The organism is Acidovorax sp. M14 (genome assembly GCF_049331375.1).
GTDB lineage: Bacteria > Pseudomonadota > Gammaproteobacteria > Burkholderiales > Burkholderiaceae_C > Acidovorax.
In genome coordinates this window covers 1,694,352-1,714,648 of the sequence record NZ_CP186263.1, presented here as the reverse complement: position 1 = coordinate 1,714,648, position 20,297 = coordinate 1,694,352, and the positions used below count along the sequence as shown (strand labels likewise).

At 66.6% G+C, this 20,297-nt stretch carries 15 protein-coding genes; 7 read left to right on the top strand and 8 right to left on the bottom strand.

The window, feature by feature from the left end; translation table 11 throughout:
- The first annotated feature begins 130 nt into the window (after positions 1–130).
- From ACOYR4_RS07955 to ACOYR4_RS07940, 4 genes are all read left to right on the top strand, one after another.
- On the top strand, positions 131–886 hold the full coding sequence (locus ACOYR4_RS07955; RefSeq protein ID WP_422849173.1) for a TonB-dependent receptor: 756 nt from the start codon (positions 131–133) through the stop codon (positions 884–886).
- Positions 887–973: 87 nt separating this feature from the next.
- Positions 974–3,166 carry a TonB-dependent siderophore receptor gene (locus ACOYR4_RS07950; RefSeq protein ID WP_422849172.1) on the top strand — a complete coding sequence of 731 codons (2,193 nt, stop codon included), beginning with the start codon at positions 974–976 and terminating at the stop codon, positions 3,164–3,166.
- A 465-nt stretch (positions 3,167–3,631) separates the two neighbouring features.
- Entirely contained in the window at positions 3,632–4,600 is a 969-nt protein-coding gene (locus ACOYR4_RS07945; RefSeq protein ID WP_015013363.1) for a porin, read from the top strand.
- A gap of 286 nt (positions 4,601–4,886) precedes the next feature.
- Complete coding sequence (locus ACOYR4_RS07940; protein WP_422849171.1) at positions 4,887–5,609, top strand: formylglycine-generating enzyme family protein; 723 nt, start codon at positions 4,887–4,889, stop codon at positions 5,607–5,609.
- Positions 5,610–5,634: 25 nt separating this feature from the next.
- Here the strand turns inward: ACOYR4_RS07940 and ACOYR4_RS07935 are convergent, their stop codons facing one another.
- Both ACOYR4_RS07935 and ACOYR4_RS07930 read right to left on the bottom strand, forming a co-directional pair.
- Positions 5,635–6,408 carry a hypothetical protein gene (locus tag ACOYR4_RS07935; protein WP_422849170.1) on the bottom strand — a complete coding sequence of 258 codons (774 nt, stop codon included), beginning with the start codon at positions 6,406–6,408 and terminating at the stop codon, positions 5,635–5,637.
- Positions 6,409–6,577: 169 nt separating this feature from the next.
- Complete coding sequence (locus tag ACOYR4_RS07930; RefSeq protein WP_422849169.1) at positions 6,578–8,014, bottom strand: NAD-dependent succinate-semialdehyde dehydrogenase; 1,437 nt, start codon at positions 8,012–8,014, stop codon at positions 6,578–6,580.
- Positions 8,015–8,092: 78 nt separating this feature from the next.
- Here ACOYR4_RS07930 and ACOYR4_RS07925 point away from each other — a divergent pair, with 78 nt between their 5' ends.
- On the top strand, positions 8,093–9,265 hold the full coding sequence (locus ACOYR4_RS07925; protein WP_422849168.1) for a pyridoxal phosphate-dependent aminotransferase: 1,173 nt from the start codon (positions 8,093–8,095) through the stop codon (positions 9,263–9,265).
- Between the two features lie 864 nt (positions 9,266–10,129).
- Here the strand turns inward: ACOYR4_RS07925 and ACOYR4_RS07920 are convergent.
- The 4 genes from ACOYR4_RS07920 to ACOYR4_RS07905 all read right to left on the bottom strand — a co-directional run bounded on the left by ACOYR4_RS07920 (position 10,130) and on the right by ACOYR4_RS07905 (position 17,609).
- Positions 10,130–11,626, bottom strand: coding sequence for an efflux transporter outer membrane subunit (locus ACOYR4_RS07920; protein WP_422849167.1), 1,497 nt, complete (start codon positions 11,624–11,626; stop codon positions 10,130–10,132).
- Positions 11,627–11,726: 100 nt separating this feature from the next.
- Positions 11,727–14,960 (bottom strand): efflux RND transporter permease subunit, encoded by a 3,234-nt coding sequence (locus ACOYR4_RS07915; RefSeq protein WP_422849166.1) that lies wholly within the window; start codon positions 14,958–14,960, stop codon positions 11,727–11,729.
- A 34-nt stretch (positions 14,961–14,994) separates the two neighbouring features.
- Positions 14,995–16,257, bottom strand: coding sequence for an efflux RND transporter periplasmic adaptor subunit (locus tag ACOYR4_RS07910; protein WP_422849165.1), 1,263 nt, complete (start codon positions 16,255–16,257; stop codon positions 14,995–14,997).
- A gap of 470 nt (positions 16,258–16,727) precedes the next feature.
- A complete protein-coding gene (locus ACOYR4_RS07905; RefSeq protein WP_422849164.1) occupies positions 16,728–17,609 on the bottom strand; it encodes an alpha/beta hydrolase in 882 nt (293 codons plus the stop codon).
- Between the two features lie 192 nt (positions 17,610–17,801).
- On the opposite strand from ACOYR4_RS07905, the gene ACOYR4_RS07900 reads away from it, so the two are divergent.
- Together ACOYR4_RS07900 and ACOYR4_RS07895 are read left to right on the top strand one after the other, a co-directional pair.
- Positions 17,802–18,719: a LysR family transcriptional regulator gene (locus ACOYR4_RS07900; RefSeq protein WP_422849163.1), complete on the top strand. Its 918-nt coding sequence runs from the start codon at positions 17,802–17,804 to the stop codon at positions 18,717–18,719.
- A 160-nt stretch (positions 18,720–18,879) separates the two neighbouring features.
- Complete coding sequence (locus tag ACOYR4_RS07895; protein ID WP_209817070.1) at positions 18,880–19,161, top strand: VF530 family DNA-binding protein; 282 nt, start codon at positions 18,880–18,882, stop codon at positions 19,159–19,161.
- A 35-nt stretch (positions 19,162–19,196) separates the two neighbouring features.
- On the opposite strand, the gene ACOYR4_RS07890 is transcribed toward ACOYR4_RS07895, so the two are convergent.
- Both ACOYR4_RS07890 and ACOYR4_RS07885 read right to left on the bottom strand, forming a co-directional pair.
- A complete protein-coding gene (locus tag ACOYR4_RS07890; protein WP_209817071.1) occupies positions 19,197–20,156 on the bottom strand; it encodes an alpha-E domain-containing protein in 960 nt (319 codons plus the stop codon).
- Positions 20,150–20,296: an alpha-E domain-containing protein gene (locus ACOYR4_RS07885; protein WP_082753467.1), complete on the bottom strand. Its 147-nt coding sequence runs from the start codon at positions 20,294–20,296 to the stop codon at positions 20,150–20,152. The genes ACOYR4_RS07890 and ACOYR4_RS07885 overlap by 7 nt, the downstream gene beginning before the upstream one ends.
- Position 20,297 lies beyond the last annotated feature (1 nt).

The window sequence follows — 20,297 nt, the reverse complement described above, 5'->3', positions numbered from 1 at the left end:
TTATCCATCAAGCGTAGGCAGCTATCAAAAAAGTGAGCTTCACTACACCCACCCTTGCGGTGGTGCAGCGGGCTGCGCGCTGCGTTTGGAGCAGCGCTCCGGAATCCCAAACCAAAGAGAGGAAATACCCATGTCCATGTCTTGCGTTCCCACCTCCCCACGCCCTTGGCTGGCTGCCGTGCTGGCCATTGCCGGCGTATCTGACCTGGCCCCTGCCCACGCCCACCAGGTGTGGCTGGAGAACGCCGGGGGCCAGGCGCGCCTGCACTTTGGCGAGTTCAACGACAACCTGCGCGAGACATCACCTGGCCGGCTCGACCAGTTCAAGGGCGTGCCCCTGCTGGAACAACAACGCACCGGCGCCCCGGCGCAGCGCGTGGACGGCCAGCTTGGCAAGGATGCCTTCGTCTACGCCACCACCGGCACCCCAGACACGCTGTTTGCAACGCCTACCTACCCAGTGATCGACCGCAGCAAGCGCAACCTGCCCGCGATGTACTGGCAGCCCGCCGCCCGCTGGGTGGCCAGCCTGGCCAAGCCCGTAGCCCCCACCGCAGCGCTGGACCTGGTGCCCACCGGCCAGCCGGGTGAGCTGAAGGTGGTCTACCGGGGCGCCCCCTTGCCCAAGGCCAAGGTGCAGCTGGCCGCGCCCTCGGGCTGGACGCGCGAGGCCGAGGCGGGTGAAGACGGCACGGTGACCTTCGTCACCCCCTGGAAGGGCCAGTATGTGGCCGAGGTGAAGCACAGCGACAAGACGCCGGGCGAGGCGCACGGCGCGCCGTACGGCGAGGCCAGCTACGTGACGACGCTGAGCTTTGTGCTGGCCGAGGGCATGCCCTCGCCGTCGTTGCCGCCAGCGGCCACGCCCGCACCCGCTGGTCGCTGATCAGCGCCCATTTCAAGCAATTCAAGCAAAACCGGCCGCTTGCGCTAGTCGAACATGCCCAAGCAGCTATCGAATCAATAGCAAATCATGCCTCCTTTCCCATCCCGTTCGCGCGCATGCCGCGCGCCGCGCACCGCCGTCGCACAGGCCGCCCTGCTGGTGCTGTGCAGTGCCGCTGCCCAGGCGCAGACCACCACCACCATCCCATCAACTACTGCCGAGGCCACATTGGCCCCGGTCACCGTGTCTTCGGGCGCGGAGCAAGAGAACCCGACGGCCCCCGTCACCGGCTTTGTGGCCCAGCGAGCGCTCAGCGCCACCAAGACCGACACGCCACTCATCGAAACCCCGCAAGCCATCAGCGTGGTCACCCGCGACCAGATGGAGGCGCAGGGCGTGCAGACGCTGCGGCAGGTGACGGCGTACACCGCAGGCGCGGTGTCCAACTACTTTGACAGCCGCGTGGACAGCTTCAAGGCACGCAGTGGCGATGTCTCGCAATACCAGGACGGCCTGCTGCGCACCTATGGCACCTACAACACCAGCCGGCCAGACCCCTACACGCTGGAGCGCGTGGAGTTTCTGCGTGGCCCCACCTCCGTGCTGTACGGCCAGGGAAGCGTGGGCGGCGTGCTCAACCTCACCAGCAAGCGCCCGCAGGCCGACACCCTGCGCGAGGTGCAGGTGCAGCTGGGCAACAACGCACGCAAGCAGATCGCCGCCGACCTGACGGGCGCGCTCGACCAGGACGGCCAGTGGCTCTATCGCCTGGTGGCCGTGGGCCGCGACAGCGGCACGCAGGTGGACCATGTGGACGACAACCGCGTGGTGTTTGCGCCATCGCTCACCTGGAAGCCCAATGCCGACACGTCGCTCACGCTGCAGGCGCTGCACCAGAAGGACCAAAGCGGCTCGCTCATCGGATTCTTCCCGTGGCAAGGCACACAGCTGCCCAGCCAGTACGGCCAGATTCCGCGCAACACCTTCATCAGCGAGCCGGGCTGGGACGCGTACGACACCCGCAACAATTCGTGGGGCTACCTGTTCAGTCACCGTTTGAACAGCGACTGGACGGTGCGCCAGAACCTGCGCCGCACCGTGAGCGAGGTGGACTACCGCACCATCTACACCAGCTTCACCGCCAACGCTGCCACGGGCCGCCCTGCGCGCCCGGTGTTCAACAGCGACAACCGCACGCTGGTACGCGACGCGGTGTGGAACCTCAACACCGGCCGCATGCTGCTCATCGACACGCAGCTCGAAGGCAAGCTGCAGGCGGGCAGCACCGCACACACGCTGCTGGCCGGCCTGGACGTGCAGCGCAACCACACCGGCCAGCAGGCCTGGCGCGCGGTGGCGTCGTCCATCGATGTGTACAACCCGGTGTACGGCAACTTCACGCCGCCCACGGCGGCACAGCTGGTGCGCCAGCCCAGCGTGGTGCAAAAGCAGCTGGGCTTCTACGCGCAAGACCAGATCCAATGGGGCCGCTGGACGGCCACGCTGGGCCTGCGCCATGACAGCGCCCAGACCGATACCGAGGGCCGCCCTGCCGCTGCCGTGGACGACAAGGCCTGGACCAAACGCGCGGGCGTGACGTACCAGATGGACGGCGGCTGGGCACCGTATGCGGGCTATTCCGAATCGTTCCAGCCCCTGGGCGGGCTTGACGCGTACGGCACCCCTTACAAGCCCCAGCGCGGTGAACAGTGGGAGGCGGGTGTGAAGTGGCAGCCGCCGGGCCAGGGCATCAGCGCGTTTGCCGCTGTGTACACCCTGCGCGAAAAGAACCGCAAGACCACCGACCCCAGCAACCCGCTCAACAGCCTGCAGATCGGCGAGGTGAAGGTCAACGGCTTCGAGGCCGAAGTGCAGGCCAGCCTGGCGCGCCAGTGGGACTTCACGCTGGCCTACGCCTTCACCGACGCCCAGATCAGCCGCAGCAACGCGGGCGACCAGGGCCAGGCCGTGGCCGGCGCGCCCCGGCACACCGCATCGGCCTGGCTGAGCCACCGCTTTGCAGCGCAGGGGCGTGGCGGCTGGGTGGTGGGCGCGGGCGTGCGCTACACCGGCTCGCAGTGGACGGGCACCAGCGCCATCACCACCCCGGCGGCCACCCTGGCCGATGCCATGGTGGCCTACGACGCTGGCGACTGGCGCGTGGCCTTCAACGTGGTGAACCTGACCGACAAGGTGCATATCACCCAGTGCCTGGCACGCGGGGACTGCTTTTACGGACAGGCGCGCACCTACACGCTGACCTCGACGTACCGGTTCTAGGTCCCGGTTCTAGGCGCCGGTTGGCGATCCCACAAGGGATAGTCAAGGGATCGCCGCCACGCCACAAGCTGCCGTGCAGGGCTCGCACGGCGGCAGTGGCCTGTACGCAGCGCCACGCCGGTGCCAGCCCGCGCGGGGCTTGCACCACATTCGCGACCTTCCAAGGGGCTCCAAGGGGCTCCAAGGGACTCAAAGGGGCTCCGGGCTCCACCCGAAGTTAGGTTCTGGCGCGCCATACCAGAACCATGTTGCGCCGCAACGACATTTGGATGACAAAAAGGTGTTTACCCCGCTGGCGGCCAATCACGGCGGCCAGTAGCATCCCCCTCCGTTGCAAAGTGCAACGATCACATCACCACAGGCATCAAACTTGCTTGTAGCGGCGGCCCGAAGGCATCACCCCTGTGCGTTTTTGGCCGGTGATTATTTGTCGTCAAACAAAATTTGATTTAAGGAACCTCGCGAATGAAAACATTGAACCGCTGCGCCCTCGCCGCGCTGGCCCTGGTGGGTACGTCTGCTGCCTTTGCACAGAGCAGCGTCACCCTGTACGGCCGGGTCAACACGACCTTCGAACACCAAAAAGACGGCGATGTCTCCAAGACCGGTCTGTTCAACAACTCCTCCCGCTTCGGCTTCAAGGGCCAGGAAGACCTGGGCGGCGGCCTTATGGCTGGCTTCCAGCTGGAAAGCGGCTTTGACTCCAGCTCCGGCGCTTCCGACTCGCGCGGCATTTTTGCCCGCCAGAGCGAAGTGAACCTGTCCGGCGGCTTCGGCATGGTGCGCCTGGGCAACTTCACGTCCGAGTCGTACTACGCCACGGCCGACTTCATCAGCAACCACAACCACGACACCGGCTCGTCGGCTGACGCCCTGTACGCCTACCCCGCCCGTGACGTGAACAAGATCGCTTACCGCACCCCCAGCCTGGGCGGCGCAACGTTCGAAGCCGGCTGGGCCCAGCACGAGCAGCCCAGCGGCACCGGCGGCAAGAACAGCCTGGACCTAGCTGCCAACTATGAAATCGGCAAGCTGGGCCTGGGCGCTGGTTACTCCAAGCTGGGCGACCAGAACCAGTTCGCAGTGCGCGCTTCGTACTCCACCGGTCCTTTCGTGATGGGCGCCTACGTGCAACGCGACAAGAACGTGTTCATCGCCAACGGCGGCAACCGCACCAACCTGCGCCTGTCGGCCGCCTACATCATGGGCGTGTCCGAGTTCCACGTGAACGTGGGCCGTGCTGGTAACTACTCCAACGTGTCCAACAGCGCCGCCACCCAGTACACACTGGGCTACAACTACAACCTGAGCAAGCGCACCAAGATCTACACGTACTACACCCGCATCAACAACAGCCAGGCAGCCACCTACGGCGTGTCGGCTCCGGGTAACGACTTCAGCTCCTTCGCCGTGGGCGTGCGCCACAACTTCTGATAGCGCCCCACACGCTGCTGCCCTGACTGGTGGGAGGGCAGACACACAGCCAATTGCCCCGCACTCCTTTTCTTGGGAGTGCGGGGTTTTTTATGCCTGCTACCGGTTGGAAAAGGCACACAGCCCTTGGGCGGACGCGGCGCCGACCACCCAACCCGGCGCCCCCCACACGGCCGTTCGGCCACTGCAAACCCAGCCCCGCCCACAGGCTTTTGCAGCGGCAGATACTCTGCGCCACACCGGCCCGGCAATGGCTGCCTGGCTGTGAAACGGGGAGCACAGGACCATGCCAACACCGCGCCACGCAGCCGTCGCCACCCTGGCGTTCTGGGCCCTGGCCGCATCTGCCCAGACCCCAGCGCCCGTGGTGCTGGACGACCTGCACGGCCTGCGCATCGACAAGACCGAAGTCACCATCGCCCAGTTTGCGCGCTACGCGCGAGCCACCGGCACCACCACCCGTGCCGAGCGCGAAGGCGGCGGTTTTGAATATGTGGGCGGCTGGCAGCGCCGCGCGGGCTGGACCTGGCAGCGCCCCGACGGCTCACCGCCCGACACCGACCAGTTGCCCGCCGTGCACCTCACCCACGCCGAGGCCCAGGCGTACTGCCAATGGGCCGGCGGCCGCCTGCCCACCGCTGCCGAGTGGCGCACCGCCGGCTTTACCGAGCTGCGCAGCCAACCACCCACGCCCTGGGTGCGTGGCACCACCTACCCCTGGACCACGGGCCACAGCCCGCAGGGCGCCAACACCAGCGACCCCGACCCCTGGCCCCGCGCCGCACCCGTCAACGCCACTGCGGCCGGAGTGAACGGCCTGCACGACATGGGCGCCAATGTGTGGGAATGGGCGGCCGATGCGCGCGGCGAAGAGCGGCGCACGATGGGCGGGTCCTGGTGGTATCCCGCCTCGCAAATGCGCGCGGATGTCGAGGCCTGGAAGCCTGCGGACTTCTATGCGGTGTACATCGGCTTTCGCTGCGTGTACGACCCGGCGAAACAGCGCTGAGAACCCGTACTGTGCGGGTGCGAACTCAGTGCCCGCCGAACCTCGCTACCTGCCGCAGCCCGCCCGTCAGGCCCCACAGCGATACGCACCAGCCGTCACACCCCTCCGACACCACAAGGCCCGGCAGGTCGTTGCCGTCGATGTCCACGTAGCTGTCGGGCTTGCCGGGCACCTCGCCCATGTAGGCATAGCCGCTACTGCCACGCACAAAAACATGGTGCCGCTGGGCTCCGTAAAAAGCGTCCGGGTCGCGCACCACCCTGCCAGGCACCACCACGGTGGTGCGTGCGCCCTGGGGCTGCTGAATCGTGCGTGCAGCACCCCATTGGAGCTGGCGGCGCAGCGCGCCAAACCGGCGGTCGTCCGACTGCACGAACGACTGCAGTGCGACAAGCTGCTCGGCGTCGGGTTTGGCAACCAGCCACTGGGGCGTGCGCGGCGGCGTGAGGGCGAAGAGCCGGTACTGCGGGTTGTCTGTCCGGGGCCTGGGCCCCTGCACGGTCAGGGCTGCGGCGTAGGGTTCTTCCTGCCCGGCAGAGTTCGGCGGCAGTTCTGCCTTGCACTGGAATCGGGTGCCTGATTGCATCGCAAATACCGGCGTACCGGCATTGCAGTGCCGCACCAGTTGCTGCAGGTGCGCTGGGTTCTCAAAGTGCGCCCACACCGGGCCATCGTCAGGCGACAGCCAGGCAAAGAACAGCCCGGGCCGCTGGCTGGAGCTCTCCTTCTCCTCGCCCGCCCAGGCAAGGGGCACGCAGGCCAGCGCAACGATGAGGGCAAGGCATTGCCGGGACAGCATGGGCGGGGCTCTCCTGAAATGGGGGACGGTGGGTAACTGCCATCGAATGGTGGCCGCAGATCTTCAGCGCCACGCCATTGTGCCGCCCTGTGCAGTCTTCCAAAAGCAAAAAGGCCCCCGATGCCCATGGCACCGGGGGCCTGTGTCCAAGGAGCAAAGAGCGCGATGGTTACACGTTCATGATCGACACCAGGCGCGTGTTCAGGTGCGCCTCGATGGCCTCAGGGCCACCCTCGGAGCCGTAGCCCGAATCCTTCAGGCCGCCAAAGGGCAGCTCGGCAGCAGGGGCGGCGGCCTGGTTGATCCAGAGCATGCCCACTTCCAGGCGCTGGGCCAGCAGGTGCGCGTTCTTCAGCGACGAGGTGAACGCATAACCCGCCAGGCCAAACGGCAGGCGGTTGGCTTCGGCAATCGCGTCTTCAATCTTCTCAAACCCGCGAATCGCGGCCACCGGGCCAAAGGGTTCTTCGTTCACGATGCGGGCCGACAGGGGCACATCGTTCAGCACGGTGGGCTGGAAGAAGTTGCCTTCGTTGCCGATGCGCTCGCCGCCGGTCAGCACCTTGGCGCCCTGCTGCACCGCATCGGCCAGCAAGTCGGCCATGGCAGTGATGCGGCGCGGGTTGGCCAGCGGGCCCATCTGCGTGCCAGCCGTGAGGCCGTCACCCACCTTCAGGCCCTGTGCGTACTTGGCGAACGCGGCCGCAAAGTCGGCGCGGATGCTTTCGTGCACCAGGTAGCGCGTGGGCGAGATGCAGACCTGGCCCGCGTTGCGGAACTTGGCGCCGCTGCCGATCTTGATGGCCAGTTCCAGGTCGGCGTCTTCGGCCACGATCACCGGTGCGTGGCCGCCCAGTTCCATCGTCACGCGCTTCATGTGCTTGCCCGCCAGCGCGGCCAGCTGCTTGCCCACGGGCGTGGAACCGGTGAAGGTGACCTTGCGGATGATGGGGTGCGGGATCAGGTAGTTGGAGATTTCCGCCGGGTCGCCATAGACCAAGCCCACGGTGCCTGCAGGCACACCGGCATCGGCAAACGCGCGGATCAGCTCGGCGGGGCTGGCGGGGGTTTCCTCAGGCGCCTTCACCAGGATGGAGCAGCCTGCACCCAGCGCGGCGGCCAGCTTGCGCACCACCTGGTTGATGGGGAAGTTCCAGGGCGTGAACGCGGCCACGGGGCCCACGGGGTCCTTCAGCACCATCTGCGTGGCCTTGAGGTTGCGCGAGGGCACGATGCGGCCGTACACACGCAGCGATTCGTCGGCAAACCATTCGATGATGTCGGCGGATGCCATGGTCTCGACCTTGGCTTCGGCCAGGGGCTTGCCCTGCTCTTGCACCATGATGGCAGCGATGGCATCGGCGCGCTCGCGCATCAGGGCGGCAGCGCGGCGCATGGTCTTGGCGCGCTCGGCGGCGGGCATTTCGCGCCATGCTTCAAAGCCTTTTTGTGCGGCGTCCAGCGCGCGGTCCAGATCGACCTTGGTGGCATGGGCCACGCGGCCGATTTCTTTGCCCGTGGCGGGGTTGAACACGGCAAGGGTCTTGCCTTCGGCGGCGTCTTGCCACTGGCCTGCGATGAAGAGCTGGGTGTTGGGATAGGTCATGAGCGTTGGGGTCAACCAAAAAAATCAAAAAAACGACTATACGCCTGCGATGATGGCTGTGTATTTCAAGGAGATTGCATGCGAGAAGTAGTCCAAAGCCTCGAAGAGTCGCGCATCCGCGAAGTGGCCAACGAGGGCCTGGGGCGCAGCGATGTGCTGAAGTTCTGGTTCGGCGAGAGCGACGAGGTGACGCCCGATTTCATCCGCGATGCGGCCATTGCGTCGCTGCAGCACGGCGAGACGTTCTACGCCCACAACTTGGGCCTGCCCGAGCTGCGCCACGCGATTGCGGGCTACATGCACGGCCTGCACCCGCAGCAGCACACCGATGCGTGGTTTGACCGCATCGCAGTCACATCGGGCGGCGTGAACGGCCTGATGGTGGCCGTGCAGGCCCTGGTGGACGCGGGCGACGAGGTGGTGCTGGTCACGCCCGTGTGGCCCAACCTGGTGGCGCAGCCGCGCATTCTGGGCGCACAGGTGCGCACCGTGCCGCTGGTGGCCGACGTGCACGGCGCATGGCGTCTGGACATGGACGCGCTGCTGGCCGCCATCACGCCCGGCACGCGCCTGTTGGTGGTGAATGCCCCCAACAACCCCACAGGCTGGACGCTGACGCGTGAAGAGCAAGCCACCATCCTGGCGCACTGCCGCCGCACGGGCACGTGGATTCTGGCGGACGAGGTGTACGAGCGGCTGTACTACGCAGGCGACACGGCCAACGGCGCCGCACCGAGCTTTCTGGACGTGGCGGAGCCCGAAGACCGGCTGATCGTGACGCACAGCTTTTCCAAGAGCTTTCTGATGACCGGCTGGCGCCTGGGCTGGCTGGTGCTGCCGCCGTCGCTGACGCATGCCGTTGGAAAGTTGATCGAATTCAACACCTCGTGCGCGCCGGTGTTCGTGCAGCGTGGGGCCACGGTGGCGCTGCAGCGCACGGATGAGGTGACACCTGCGCTGGTGGCGCATCTGAAGAGCTGCCGGGACACGCTGGTGCCGCTGCTGGCCGAGGTGCCAGGAGTGTCGGTGGCCACGCCGCGTGGGGGCATGTATGCGTTCTTCCACATCGACGGGCATGACGAGTGTTTGCCACTGGCCAAGCGGCTGGTGCGGGAGGCGGGGCTGGGGTTGGCGCCGGGCAGTGCGTTTGGGGGGGAGGCGTCGGGGTGGTTGCGGTGGTGTTTTGCGAGTCGGGATGTGGGGAGGTTGGAGGAAGGGGTGGAGAGGTTGAGGGGGTGGTTGAAGGGGTGAGCGGTGGTTTTTGTGCCTTTTGGGCCGCAAGCGACAGTGGGATATGCGCTGGTAGCTATGCTTTTTGAAGTGCCCACCATCCATGCAAAGAACTGTGTGCCCGGTTAACGGCATGCTTTGATGGAGGGCGGAGGCCGGGAGTCGCCCGGCATGCGAGTCCCTTTCTTTCGCGTCGCCGAAAGAAAGGAACCAAAGAAAGGGCGACCCCACTGTCTGCGTCCCCTGCGCTTCGCTACGGGGCAACCTGCGGTGCTCGGGTTTGGCGGGGTCTCGCTCGAACTCGCTCCGTTTCACTTCGCTCAGACAATCGCGAGCCCTGATCCGCCAAACCCTGCGCTCCTCGGCGCATCCAGAGGGGCACGGGGGCAGAACATCCACACGGGCCTTTGCTTCGCTCGGCCCCACCTCGCGGGCGCAAGCGCCACGCGCTGCACAACTTGGGCCGAGCGCAGCGATGGCCCGAATGGATGTTCGGCTGTCCACCCCCTGCTGGCTGCGCCTGCGGCGAGGCGGTTGTGGGGTGAGCACGCGCGTCGAAGCGTGCGTGCTTCGTGAACTGACTCGCCGTGGATGTCTGAACGAAGCTGCTACGCAGCGCAGTGAGTTCCACGGCGCACCCCGCAACCGACCCGGCGCAGGTTTGCCCCTTCGCTCCGCGAAGGGGTCGCAGACTGGGGGTCGCCTTTCTTTTGGGTACTTTTCTTTGGCGAAGCAAAGAACAAGTACCTCGCCCGCCGGGGCGACTCCCGGCCTCCGCCCTCAACAAAGGCACACCACCCAATCAGCGCAGGCAACCAAGCACTACAAAATCAATAGCTACCAGCGCATATCTCACTAGCGCAAGCAGCCCAACCCGCTCAAAAACTACTGCGACACAGCAGCCATCTTCACCGCAGGCTGATCCCCCCACCCTCCCCCAAGCGCCCGAATCAACCCCACCGTCGCCACATACTGCGCCGTCCGCACCTGCAGCTCCTGCCGCCGATTGCGCAACTCGCTGCGCCGCGCGTCCAGCAACTCCAGCTGGCTCACCAGCCCATTGCGATACCGCACATCCGACAACTGCGTGGCCCGCCGCGCAGCCGTCACCGCCCGCCCTTGCGCCTCGGCCTGACCGGACAATAAACGCAGCGAGGTCAGCTGATCCTCTACATCACGGAACGCATTGAGCACCTGCCCCCGGTGGTCCGCCAGCGCAGCCTCCAGGCGGGCCTTGGCGCCCTCGATCTGCGCATCGCGCTGGCCGCCGTCAAAGATCGGCAGCGACAGCAGCGCACTCACGCCCCAGGCACGGGCCGACCACTTGAACAGATCACCCAGCTCGGGCGACGCATGCCCCGCATTGCCGGTGAGCGTGACCGCAGGGAACCACGCCTTCTGCGCCACACCCACGCGCGCTTGCGCGGCCAGCACGGCGGTTTGCGCGGCCGACACATCGGGCCGGCGCGCCAGCACCGTGCCGGGCACGCCGGGCGGAATCACCGGCAACGCGGCATCGCCCGTCGCGGGCGGCAGCACAAAGCCGCTGGCCACCTCGCCGGCCAGCACGGCCAGCGCGTTGGTCAGCAGGGCCTGCTGACGCTGCAAGGCCAGGGCATCGGACTCGGTAGCGGCCACCTCGGTCTGCACACGGGCCACGTCCAGCTCGGCCACATCGCCTGCCTGCAGGCGGCGCTGCGTCAGGCGCAGCGTGTCCTGGTAAGCGGCCAGGCTCTCTTGCACCAGAACCTGCTCGGCCTGTACGGAGCGCAGCTGCAGGTACGTTTGCGCCACATCGGCCTGCACCATGAGGCGCGTGCTTTGCAGCAGGGCTTCGCGCGCGTCGGCGTCCAGGCGCGCCGCGTCGCTGGTTTGCGAGAGGCGGCCGAACAGGTCCAGCTCATACGATGCATTGAGCCCCGCCGTGCCCAGCGTGGCGGGTGCTGCGCTGCCGGTGGTGGCAGCGCCTGCCTGGCGCGTCACGCCCGCCGAGGCACCCACTTGCACCGAGCGTGCGGCATCGGCAGAGCGCAGCAGCGTGCGCGCCTCGGCCAGCCGCGCGGCCGCCTGCTGGATGCTGGTGTTGGCTGTGCCCGCGCGCTGCACCAGGTCGGCCAGCACCGGGTCTTGAAAGCCCAGCCACCACTCGCCGCGCGGCTGCGCCTCGGCAGGGGCGGCCACGGTCCAGGGGGCCGTGGGCAGCGCGTCGCCGCCTGCGGTGAAGCTGGTGGGCACGGGCACGCCCGCATGGGGCGCGGGGGCCACGGGCTGGGTCATGCAACCGGCCAGCACCAGGGCGGCAGCCAGGGGCGCCAGCAGGCTGCGCTTGCGCACTGCGAGTGCTCCATCGGTGGAGTTTTTTGTCAAAAGCAAATCGGTCATGGTTGTTCTCCTGCCCCGGCCGCTGCGCCCGCTGCAATTGGCAGCGCGGAGCACGTGGCGAGGGCCACAAAGATGTTTGTTGTCAGCGTGCTCAGAAGCATCACTCGTGCTCATTGCGCGGCGCGGCCAGCACGGGGTGGGCCGTGCCACCAGAACCCGGGGCGTGCGAGATGGGCGCCACATGCGCACCATGCTCCACCAGCGGGCGGTTGCCGGCCAGCTTGCGCAGCAGCACGTAGAACACGGGTGTGAGGAACAGGCCGAAGGCCGTCACCCCAATCATCCCGGCGAACACCGCCACGCCCATGGCGCTGCGCATTTCGGCGCCCGCGCCAGTGGACAGCACCAGGGGCAGCACGCCCATCACAAAGGCCAGCGAGGTCATCAGGATGGGGCGCAGCCGCAGTCGGCTGGCCTCGATGGCGGCCTGCACGGGAGTGCGGCCGGCAAACTCCAGCTCGCGGGCGAACTCCACGATCAGGATCGCGTTCTTGGCCGATAGCCCCACCAGCACGATGAGCCCGATCTGCGTGAACACGTTGTTGTCGCCCTTGGTGAGCCACACGCCCGTCATCGCGGCCAGGATGCCCATGGGCACGATGAGGATGATGGCGATCGGCAGCGTCAGGCTTTCGTACTGCGCGGCCAGCACTAGGAACACCAGCAGAATCGCCAGCGGGAACACCAGCACGGCAGAGTTGCCCGCCAGAATTTCCTGGTAAGTCAGCTCGGTCCATTCGAAGGTGATGCCCTGGGGCAACGTCTCCTTGGCGATGCGCTCGATGGCCGCCTGCGCCTGGCCCGATGAATAGCCGGGCGCGGGGCCGCCATTCACGTCCGCCGCCAGGTAGCCGTTGTAGCGCATGGCGCGCTCAGGGCCGAAGCTCGGCTCCATCTTCATCAGCGCCGACAGCGGCACCATCTCGCCGGTGGCAGAGCGCACCTTCAGCAGGCCCACGTCCTCGGCCCGCGCACGGTAGGCGGCATCGGCCTGCACACGCACGCTGTAGGTACGGCCAAACTGGTTGAAGTCGTTGGCGTAGAGGCTGCCCAGGTAGATCTGCAGCGTGTCGAAGATGTCCGTCACGGGCACGCCCAGCTGGCGCGCCTTGGTGCGGTCGATGTTGGCGTACAGCTGCGGCACGTTGACCTGCCAGCTGGTGAACAGGCCCGCCAGCTCGGGCGTCTGGTAGGCCTTGCCCATGAAGGCCTTCACCGCGTTGTCCATGGCTTCGTAGCCCAGCGAGGCGCGGTCTTCGATCTGCAGCTTGAAGCCGCCCGTGGTGCCCAGGCCCGCCACTGGGGGTGGCGGGAACATGGCGATGAACGCGTCCTGGATGCTGCCGAAGGCCTGGTTCAGCTGGCCCGCCACGGCGCCGCCGCTCTGGTCGGCGCGAGTGCGCTCTGCAAAGGGCTTGAGCGTGGCGAACACGATGCCGGAGTTGGAGCTGTTGGTGAAGCCGTTGATCGACAGGCCGGGGAAGGCAATCGCGTCTTCGACGTTCGGGTTCTCCTTCATGATCTCGCCCATGCGGCGGATCACGTTCTCGGTGCGGTCCAGCGTGGCACCATCCGGCAGCTGGGCAAAGCCGATCAGGTACTGCTTGTCCTGCGCGGGCACAAAGCCACCGGGCACGATTTTGAACAGGCCCATGGTGGCACCCACCAGCGCGAGGTAGACCACGAACATCAGCGCCTTGCGGCCAATGACGCGCTTGACACCGCCGCTATACGCTTCAGAGCCTCGATGGAACATGCGGTTGAAGCCACGGAACAGGCCGCCAAACACCTTGTCCATGCCGCGCGTGAGCGCGTCCTTGGGCTCGTCGTGGCCGCGGAGCAAGAGCGCTGACAGCGCTGGCGACAGCGTCAGCGAGTTGATCGCCGAGATGACGGTGGAGATCGCAATCGTCACCGCGAACTGGCGGTAGAACTGGCCGGTGAGCCCGCTGATGAAAGCCAGCGGCACGAACACCGCCACCAGCACCAGCGCAATGGCGATGATGGGGCCGGACACCTCGCGCATGGCGCGGTAGGTGGCCTCGCGCGGGGTCAGGCCCGCCTCGATGTTGCGCTCCACGTTCTCCACCACCACGATGGCGTCGTCCACCACGATGCCGATGGCCAGCACCAGGCCGAACAGGCTCAGCGCATTGATCGAAAAGCCCAGCAGGTGCAGCACGGCAAACGTACCCACCACCGACACCGGCACCGCCAGCAGCGGGATGATGGACGCGCGCCAGGTTTGCAGGAACAAAATCACCACCAGCACCACGAGGGCGATGGCTTCGAGCAGCGTGTGGATGACCGACTGGATGGACGCACGCACGAACTGCGTGGGGTCGTACGCAATGCGGTACTCCACGCCTTCGGGCATGTTCTTCTGGATCTCGTCCATGGTCTTGCGCACGTTGGCCGAGATGTCGAGCGCGTTGGAGCCCGGCGCCTGGAACACGCCCATGCCCACGGCCGGATCGTTGTTGAGCAGCGAGCGCAGCGAATAGTCAGCCGCACCCAGCTCCAGGCGGGCGATGTCGCGCAGGCGTGTCACCGCACCATCCGCACCGGTCTTGACGATGATGTCGCCGAACTCTTCTTCGGTCTGCAGGCGGCCCTGGGCGTTGATGGACAGTTGCAAGTCCACGCCGGGCAGGCCGGGCGATGCGCCCACCACACCCGCAGCGGCTTGCACGTTCTGGCCGCGGATGGCGGCCACCACGTCGCTGGCCGAGAGGCCGCGCTGCGCGACCTTTTGCGGGTCGAGCCACACACGCATGGAGTAGTCGCCACCGCCGAAGATCTGCACCTGGCCCACGCCTTGGATGCGCGCAAGGCGGTCCTTCACGTTGAGCACAGCGTAGTTGCGCAGGTAGTCGATGTCGTAGCGGTTGTTGGGCGAGACCAGGTGGACCACCATGGTCAGGTCCGGCGCGCTCTTGACGGTGGTGACGCCCAGGCGGCGCACTTCCTCGGGCAGGCGCGGCTCGGCCTGCGAGACGCGGTTCTGCACCAGCTGCTGGGCCTTGTCGGGGTCGGTGCCGAGGGCAAAGGTCACGGTCAGCGTCATCACGCCGTCGGTGGTGGCCTGGCTGCCCATGTAGAGCATGCCTTCCACGCCGTTGATGGACTCCTCCAGCGGCGTGGCCACGGTCTCGGCGATCACTTTGGGGTTCGCGCCCGGGTACTGTGCGCGCACCACCACGGAAGGCGGCGCGACTTCAGGGTATTCGGAGATGGGCAGACCGCGCAATGCGATCAGCCCCCCGAGGAAGATGAGCACCGACAGCACCCCGGCGAAGATGGGGCGGTCGATGAAAAAGCGGGACAGATTCATGGATGCTAATTCCTTGCGTCGCTGGTTCGCGCTCTCAGGCGGCGGGCGACTTGCTGTTGTTCTTGGCTTCCTTGCGATCACCCGCGATCTCGGCCTTGGCGGTCATGGGCACAGGCTGTGGCGCCACCACAGCGCCGGGGCGCACGCGTTGCAGGCCATTGACGACGATGTTCTCGCCCGCCTTGAGGCCTGAGGTGACCACACGCAGGCCGTCAATCGGCGCGCCAAGGGTGACCTCGCGGTACTCGGCCTTGTTGCCTTCGCCCACCACCATCACGAACTTCTTGTTCTGGTCGGTGCCCACGGCACGCTCGTTGATCAGCAGCGCCTGCGTGTTGCGGGCCTGGCCCATGCGGATGCGGGCGAACTGGCCAGGGATCAGCGAGCCGTCTTCGTTGTCGAACACGGCGCGCACGCGCACGGTGCCGCTCTTGGCATCGACCTGGTTGTCGATGAGCTGCAATTTGCCCACATGGGGCGTGCTACCCGCGGTGCCCGTACCCATCTGGACGGGGATGCGCTCGATGAGCTGGCGGGCGCTGTGGCCCTTGGAGCCGCTTTGCAGGTCTGCCAGCGCCTTCACCACGATCTGCTCGTCGGTGTCGAAGCTCGCGTATATGGGGCTGACCGACACCAGCGTGGTCAGCACCGGGGCGCCCGCACCGGCCGCCACCAGGTTGCCCACGGCGACTTCGATGCGGCCCACGCGGCCCGCCACAGGGGCACGCACCTGGGTGTATGACAGGTTCAGCTTCGCGGTCTGCAGCGCGGCCTGGGCGGCGCGCAGGTTGGCATCGGCCTCGCGCTGGGCGTTCAGGCGCTCGTCGTGCTCGCGCTGGGCAATGGCCTTTTCTTCAAGCAGGCGCGAGGCGCGCTCCAGCTCGCTGCGGGTGTACGACAGGCGGGCCTGTGCGGCCACCACCTGGGCTTCAGCGCGATCCACCTCGGCGGCGTAGGGAGCCGGGTCCACGGTCACGAGCAGGTCGCCCTGCTTGACCAGCGAGCCTTCGCGGAAGTGCACGGCCTGCACAGCACCCGAGACGCGGGGGCGTACGTCCACGCGCTGCACGGCTTCCAACCGGCCGGAGAACTCGTCCCACAGGGCGATGTCTTTTTGCAGCACGGCAGCCACCGACACCGGCATGGCGGGCGGTGCGGCGGGGGCGCTATCTGCCTGCGCGACGGGTGCCTGGAACACCAGCACGGCAGCCGCCACGGTGGCCGTCACGGCCGTGGCAAGGGTGGCCAGACCCAGGGGGCGGCGCTGGGAGAACTTGGAGAAGGATGGGAAGTTCATGGTCACTTTCGATCAGTAGGTGTGCCCTTGTGAAGCACGCTGTGAAATGGGTCTGCCGTGCGCTTGCGCCTGTGGGCTGCGCTCGGCAGGGGTCAATGCAAAGGGGGCGGAATGCAGTCTCGGCAATGACACGGTGGAAAGGTCAATACCCCGGCGACAAACAACAGGGTGGCCTGCGGGGCATCGTCAAAAGACGGTGCAGCCGGGTGCGCTGTGACAGTCGCCGCAGGCCGGTGTGATCAGGAATGCATGCATGGTGTGTTCTTTCCTCCGTGTTGTTTGAATGGCTAGCGTGGGCCGCAGGACGTGCGGAGCGAGTAACGCCAGGCAAGCGCTTCCCCTCCGGCACGCCAGGCCGGAAATCAAGGTGCAAAAAGTGAATGAGGCTCGCGCAGAGCCCGCGTTTCTCTGCCTCCACGGGGGTGGAGGTCAGCAGCAGTCAGGGGTGTGAGAAGGTGTCAGGGCCGTCGTCAGGACGGCACCGGACTTCGCGTGGCGGCAAAGAACTGCCGGAACTGCTCTTGCGCCCCCGCCGCACACGGACATTCGTGCGGGCCGGTCTGCAGCAGGGCATCGGGCCATTGAGGGTTCTTGGAGAACACATGGCGGGTGACCGGCAGGCCGGCGGCCTCCAGCCGGGCCGCATAGGCCAGCGCCTCGTCGTGCATGGGGTCGGTGTCGCCCACCAGGATCAGCGTGGGGGGCAGCCCCGCCAGGCGCTGCGCACCGGCAGGCACCGCATAGGGGTGCTCGGCATCGCGCGGGCAGCGCAGAAAGTTGCGCCAACCCTCGGTCCACTTGCAGCCCGTGGAGTCCCCCGTGGCCTCGCGCAGCGACGCGGTACCCACACAAGGATCCAGCATCGGAGACAGCAGGATCTGTCCGGCCAGCGGGGGATGCGACTGGTCGCGCGCCATCAGCGCCACGGCAGCGGCCAGATTGCCACCGGCCTCTTCGCCGGCCAGATACACCGACGCGCCCTGCCCACCCAGTTTGGCACGGTGCTTGTGTACCCACTTGAGAACGCCATAGCCCGTGTCCACCGGCTGCGGAAAAGGCGTGAGCGGGTACGCGACCGACACCACCACCGCCCCGGCGCTCTCCAGCAGAGAGGCCACCGTGCAGCCGTTGTCCAGGTCGCCCGACATGAAGGCCCCGCCATGGAAGTGCACGACCACCGGCGACGTGTGGCCGGTCTTCTTGCGGCCGTACATGCGCACGGCCACGTCCTGCCCCTGGGCCACCTCAATGGTGGAATCAGTGCAGACGGACGAAGCCACACCAGACGCCTTGGCAGGCGCCGCAGCGGGCTGCGTGGGCAAAGAGGACGAGGACGGGTGGTCGGGCTGCATGGCAGGTACCCAGTAGGTAGGTGATGAGGTGGAGGATCGGTTGACGATGGATGAAATGTAGTGGCTTGGGCTTTTCTGATAAACAGGTCAAACACCACCGCACTGTTTCCAAAAGCTCAACAATCAAACCAGGGTGCCCGTGTGAGAATTCCTCAGCACCCAATCTGGGTGCTGAAGACTCAAGGAGAAGCCATGGACCAGATTCAGGCCATGCGCATATTCGTGCGGGTGGTGGAGGCCGGCACGTTTACCCGGGCAGCAGATTCGCTGAACCTGCCCAAAGCCACGGTGACCAAGCATGTGCAGGCGCTGGAGGAGCGACTGCGCGTGAAGCTGCTCAACCGCACCACGCGCCGCGTGACGGTGACGCCCGACGGCGCAGCCTACTACGACCGCACGGTGCGGCTGCTGACCGACCTGGACGACATCGAGGCCAGCATGACCAACGCGCGCGCCAACCCGCGCGGGCGGTTGCGCATCGACGTGGGCACATCGGTGGCACAGTTGCTCATCATTCCGCACCTGGCGGAGTTCCACGCCCGCTACCCTGACATCCAGGTGGACCTGGGTGTGAGCGACCGCACGGTGGACCTGATCGGCGACAACGTGGACTGCGTGATCCGGGGCGGCGAGCTGAGCGACCAGTCGCTGGTGGCGCGCCGCATTGGCAACCTGGAGTTCATCACCGCAGCCGCACCCGCCTACCTGGAGCGCAAGGGCACCCCCACGCACCCGCTGGAGATCGAGGAGAAACACGCCAGCGTCATCTACTTCTCGCCCCAAAGCGGGCGGCACTACCCGCTGGAGTTTCGCCGGGGGGATGAGTCCATCGACATCACCGGCCCTTACCAGCTAAGCGTGAACGAGGCCAACGCCTACGTCACCTCCATCGTGGCGGGCCTGGGCATTGGCCAGATCACCAGCTGGCAGGCCCAGCGCTACCTGGCCAGCGGAGCCCTGGTGCAACTGCTGCCCGACTGGACCCAGCCCCTGTTGCCCGTGTATGTGGTGTACCCCCCCAACCGGCACCTGAGCGCCAAGGTACGCGCCTTTGTGGACTGGGCGGCCGAGCTTTTTCAGCGGGAAGACCATCTGCAGCGCAAAGCCTGACTATCACTTTGCGCCGTTTTGCGTCGCCCTTCTGAGGTTGACGGGAACCGTGGTCTGGCGCGGCCATCCCTGCAGCGGCACCAGTGGGTTGCTCGTCTGCAGCAAATGACGGGACCGCAACCAGAGCTTGGACACGTTCCCAGTCTGTATGCTTGGCACCATGAGTACCCCAGAGACCCCGCCACCCGCCCCACCGGCCAACAAGCCCGCCCAGCCGCGCAATCCCCTGCACGGCGTGACACTCGAAGCCATGGTCGTGGGCCTGGCCGACTACTTTGGCTGGGACGAGCTGGGGCGGCAGATTCCCATCCGCTGCTTCCAGATCGACCCCAGCGTGGGTTCCAGCCTCAAGTTCCTGCGCAAGACGCCGTGGGCGCGCGAAAAGGTGGAAAGCCTTTACCTCTTCATGCTGCGCGACCAGCGGCGCAACGCGCAGGACTGAACCAGTCCACGCACTACGCCGTTTTCAGGGCGCTCTCAGTCGCCCGAGGTCACCAAAAAATCGCGGCTGATCCCGCCGCCCAGGTCGTTCACCCGGTCCAGGAACTGCGTGAGGAACGCGTGCAGGCCCGTCGCCAGGATCTCGTCGATGCGGCCGTACTGCAGGTCGGCCAGCAGGCGCCCTGCCCTGCGGCTGGTCTCGGCAGACTGACCGTTGGCAAGCACAGCCAGGTTGTCCACCACCTCGCGCAGGCACGCGTGCAATGAGCGCGGCATGTCGCGGCTCAGGATCAGCAGGTCGGCGACGCGGCCGGGCGTGATCACATCGCGGTACACCTTGCGGTACACCTCGAACGCCGACACGCTGCGCAGGATGGCGCTCCAGTGGTAGAAGTCGCTCTCCTGGTTGCGGTCGCTGGTGCGGCCGAAGAAGTCGTTCTTGACGGCGTGGAACTTCACATCGAGCAGGCGCGCCGTGTTGTCCGCCCGCTCCAGGAAGGTGCCCATGCGCAAGAAGTGAAACGCCTCGTCCTGCAACATGGTGCCCAGCACCACGCCACGCGACAGGTGCGAGCGGTACTTCACCCACTCAAAGAACTGGCCCGGGTCGCGCTCGAAGGCGCCGCCTTCCAGCTGCCGGTGCAACTCCAGCCAGGTCTGGTTCTGGGTCTCCCACACCTCGGTGGTCAGCGCACCGCGCACAGCGCGTGCGTTCTCGCGCGCGGCGCGCAGGCACGACAGGATGGACGACGGGTTGTTGCCATCGCGCACCATGAATTCGAGCACGTTGGCGGGCGTGACTTCGCCGTGCTTGGCGGTATAGGCCGGGATCAGTTCGCTGATGGACAGCAGGCCTTCCCAGCCCGCCTGCGCCGCGTCAGCGGACTGCGGCAGCAGGGACATTTCATAGCTCACATTGAGCATGCGCGCGGTGTTCTCTGCCCGCTCTGTATATCGGGACATCCAGAACAGATGATCGGCAGTGCGACTTAGCATTTTTCCTCCCCGGGCAGAGAACCCCGCGCGTGCTGCGCACGCTGGCTGTGTTGTAGTGAAACCCCGCCTTCGGCGGCGTTTTCTGCTCTCTCCGTATAGCGCGACATCCAGAACAAATGGTCGGCGGTGCGGCTCAGCATC

Coding starts and splice junctions, on each gene's coding strand:
- ACOYR4_RS07890 (WP_209817071.1), bottom strand. CDS start 20,156: ATGCTAAGTCGCACTGCCGATCATCTGTTCTGGATGTCCCGATATACA.
- ACOYR4_RS07950 (WP_422849172.1), top strand. CDS start 974: ATGCCTCCTTTCCCATCCCGTTCGCGCGCATGCCGCGCGCCGCGCACC.
- ACOYR4_RS07915 (WP_422849166.1), bottom strand. CDS start 14,960: ATGAATCTGTCCCGCTTTTTCATCGACCGCCCCATCTTCGCCGGGGTG.
- ACOYR4_RS07945 (WP_015013363.1), top strand. CDS start 3,632: ATGAAAACATTGAACCGCTGCGCCCTCGCCGCGCTGGCCCTGGTGGGT.
- ACOYR4_RS07935 (WP_422849170.1), bottom strand. CDS start 6,408: ATGCTGTCCCGGCAATGCCTTGCCCTCATCGTTGCGCTGGCCTGCGTG.
- ACOYR4_RS07885 (WP_082753467.1), bottom strand. CDS start 20,296: ATGCTGAGCCGCACCGCCGACCATTTGTTCTGGATGTCGCGCTATACG.
- ACOYR4_RS07930 (WP_422849169.1), bottom strand. CDS start 8,014: ATGACCTATCCCAACACCCAGCTCTTCATCGCAGGCCAGTGGCAAGAC.
- ACOYR4_RS07925 (WP_422849168.1), top strand. CDS start 8,093: ATGCGAGAAGTAGTCCAAAGCCTCGAAGAGTCGCGCATCCGCGAAGTG.
- ACOYR4_RS07910 (WP_422849165.1), bottom strand. CDS start 16,257: ATGAACTTCCCATCCTTCTCCAAGTTCTCCCAGCGCCGCCCCCTGGGT.
- ACOYR4_RS07955 (WP_422849173.1), top strand. CDS start 131: ATGTCCATGTCTTGCGTTCCCACCTCCCCACGCCCTTGGCTGGCTGCC.
- ACOYR4_RS07905 (WP_422849164.1), bottom strand. CDS start 17,609: ATGCAGCCCGACCACCCGTCCTCGTCCTCTTTGCCCACGCAGCCCGCT.
- ACOYR4_RS07900 (WP_422849163.1), top strand. CDS start 17,802: ATGGACCAGATTCAGGCCATGCGCATATTCGTGCGGGTGGTGGAGGCC.
- ACOYR4_RS07920 (WP_422849167.1), bottom strand. CDS start 11,626: ATGACCGATTTGCTTTTGACAAAAAACTCCACCGATGGAGCACTCGCA.
- ACOYR4_RS07895 (WP_209817070.1), top strand. CDS start 18,880: ATGAGTACCCCAGAGACCCCGCCACCCGCCCCACCGGCCAACAAGCCC.
- ACOYR4_RS07940 (WP_422849171.1), top strand. CDS start 4,887: ATGCCAACACCGCGCCACGCAGCCGTCGCCACCCTGGCGTTCTGGGCC.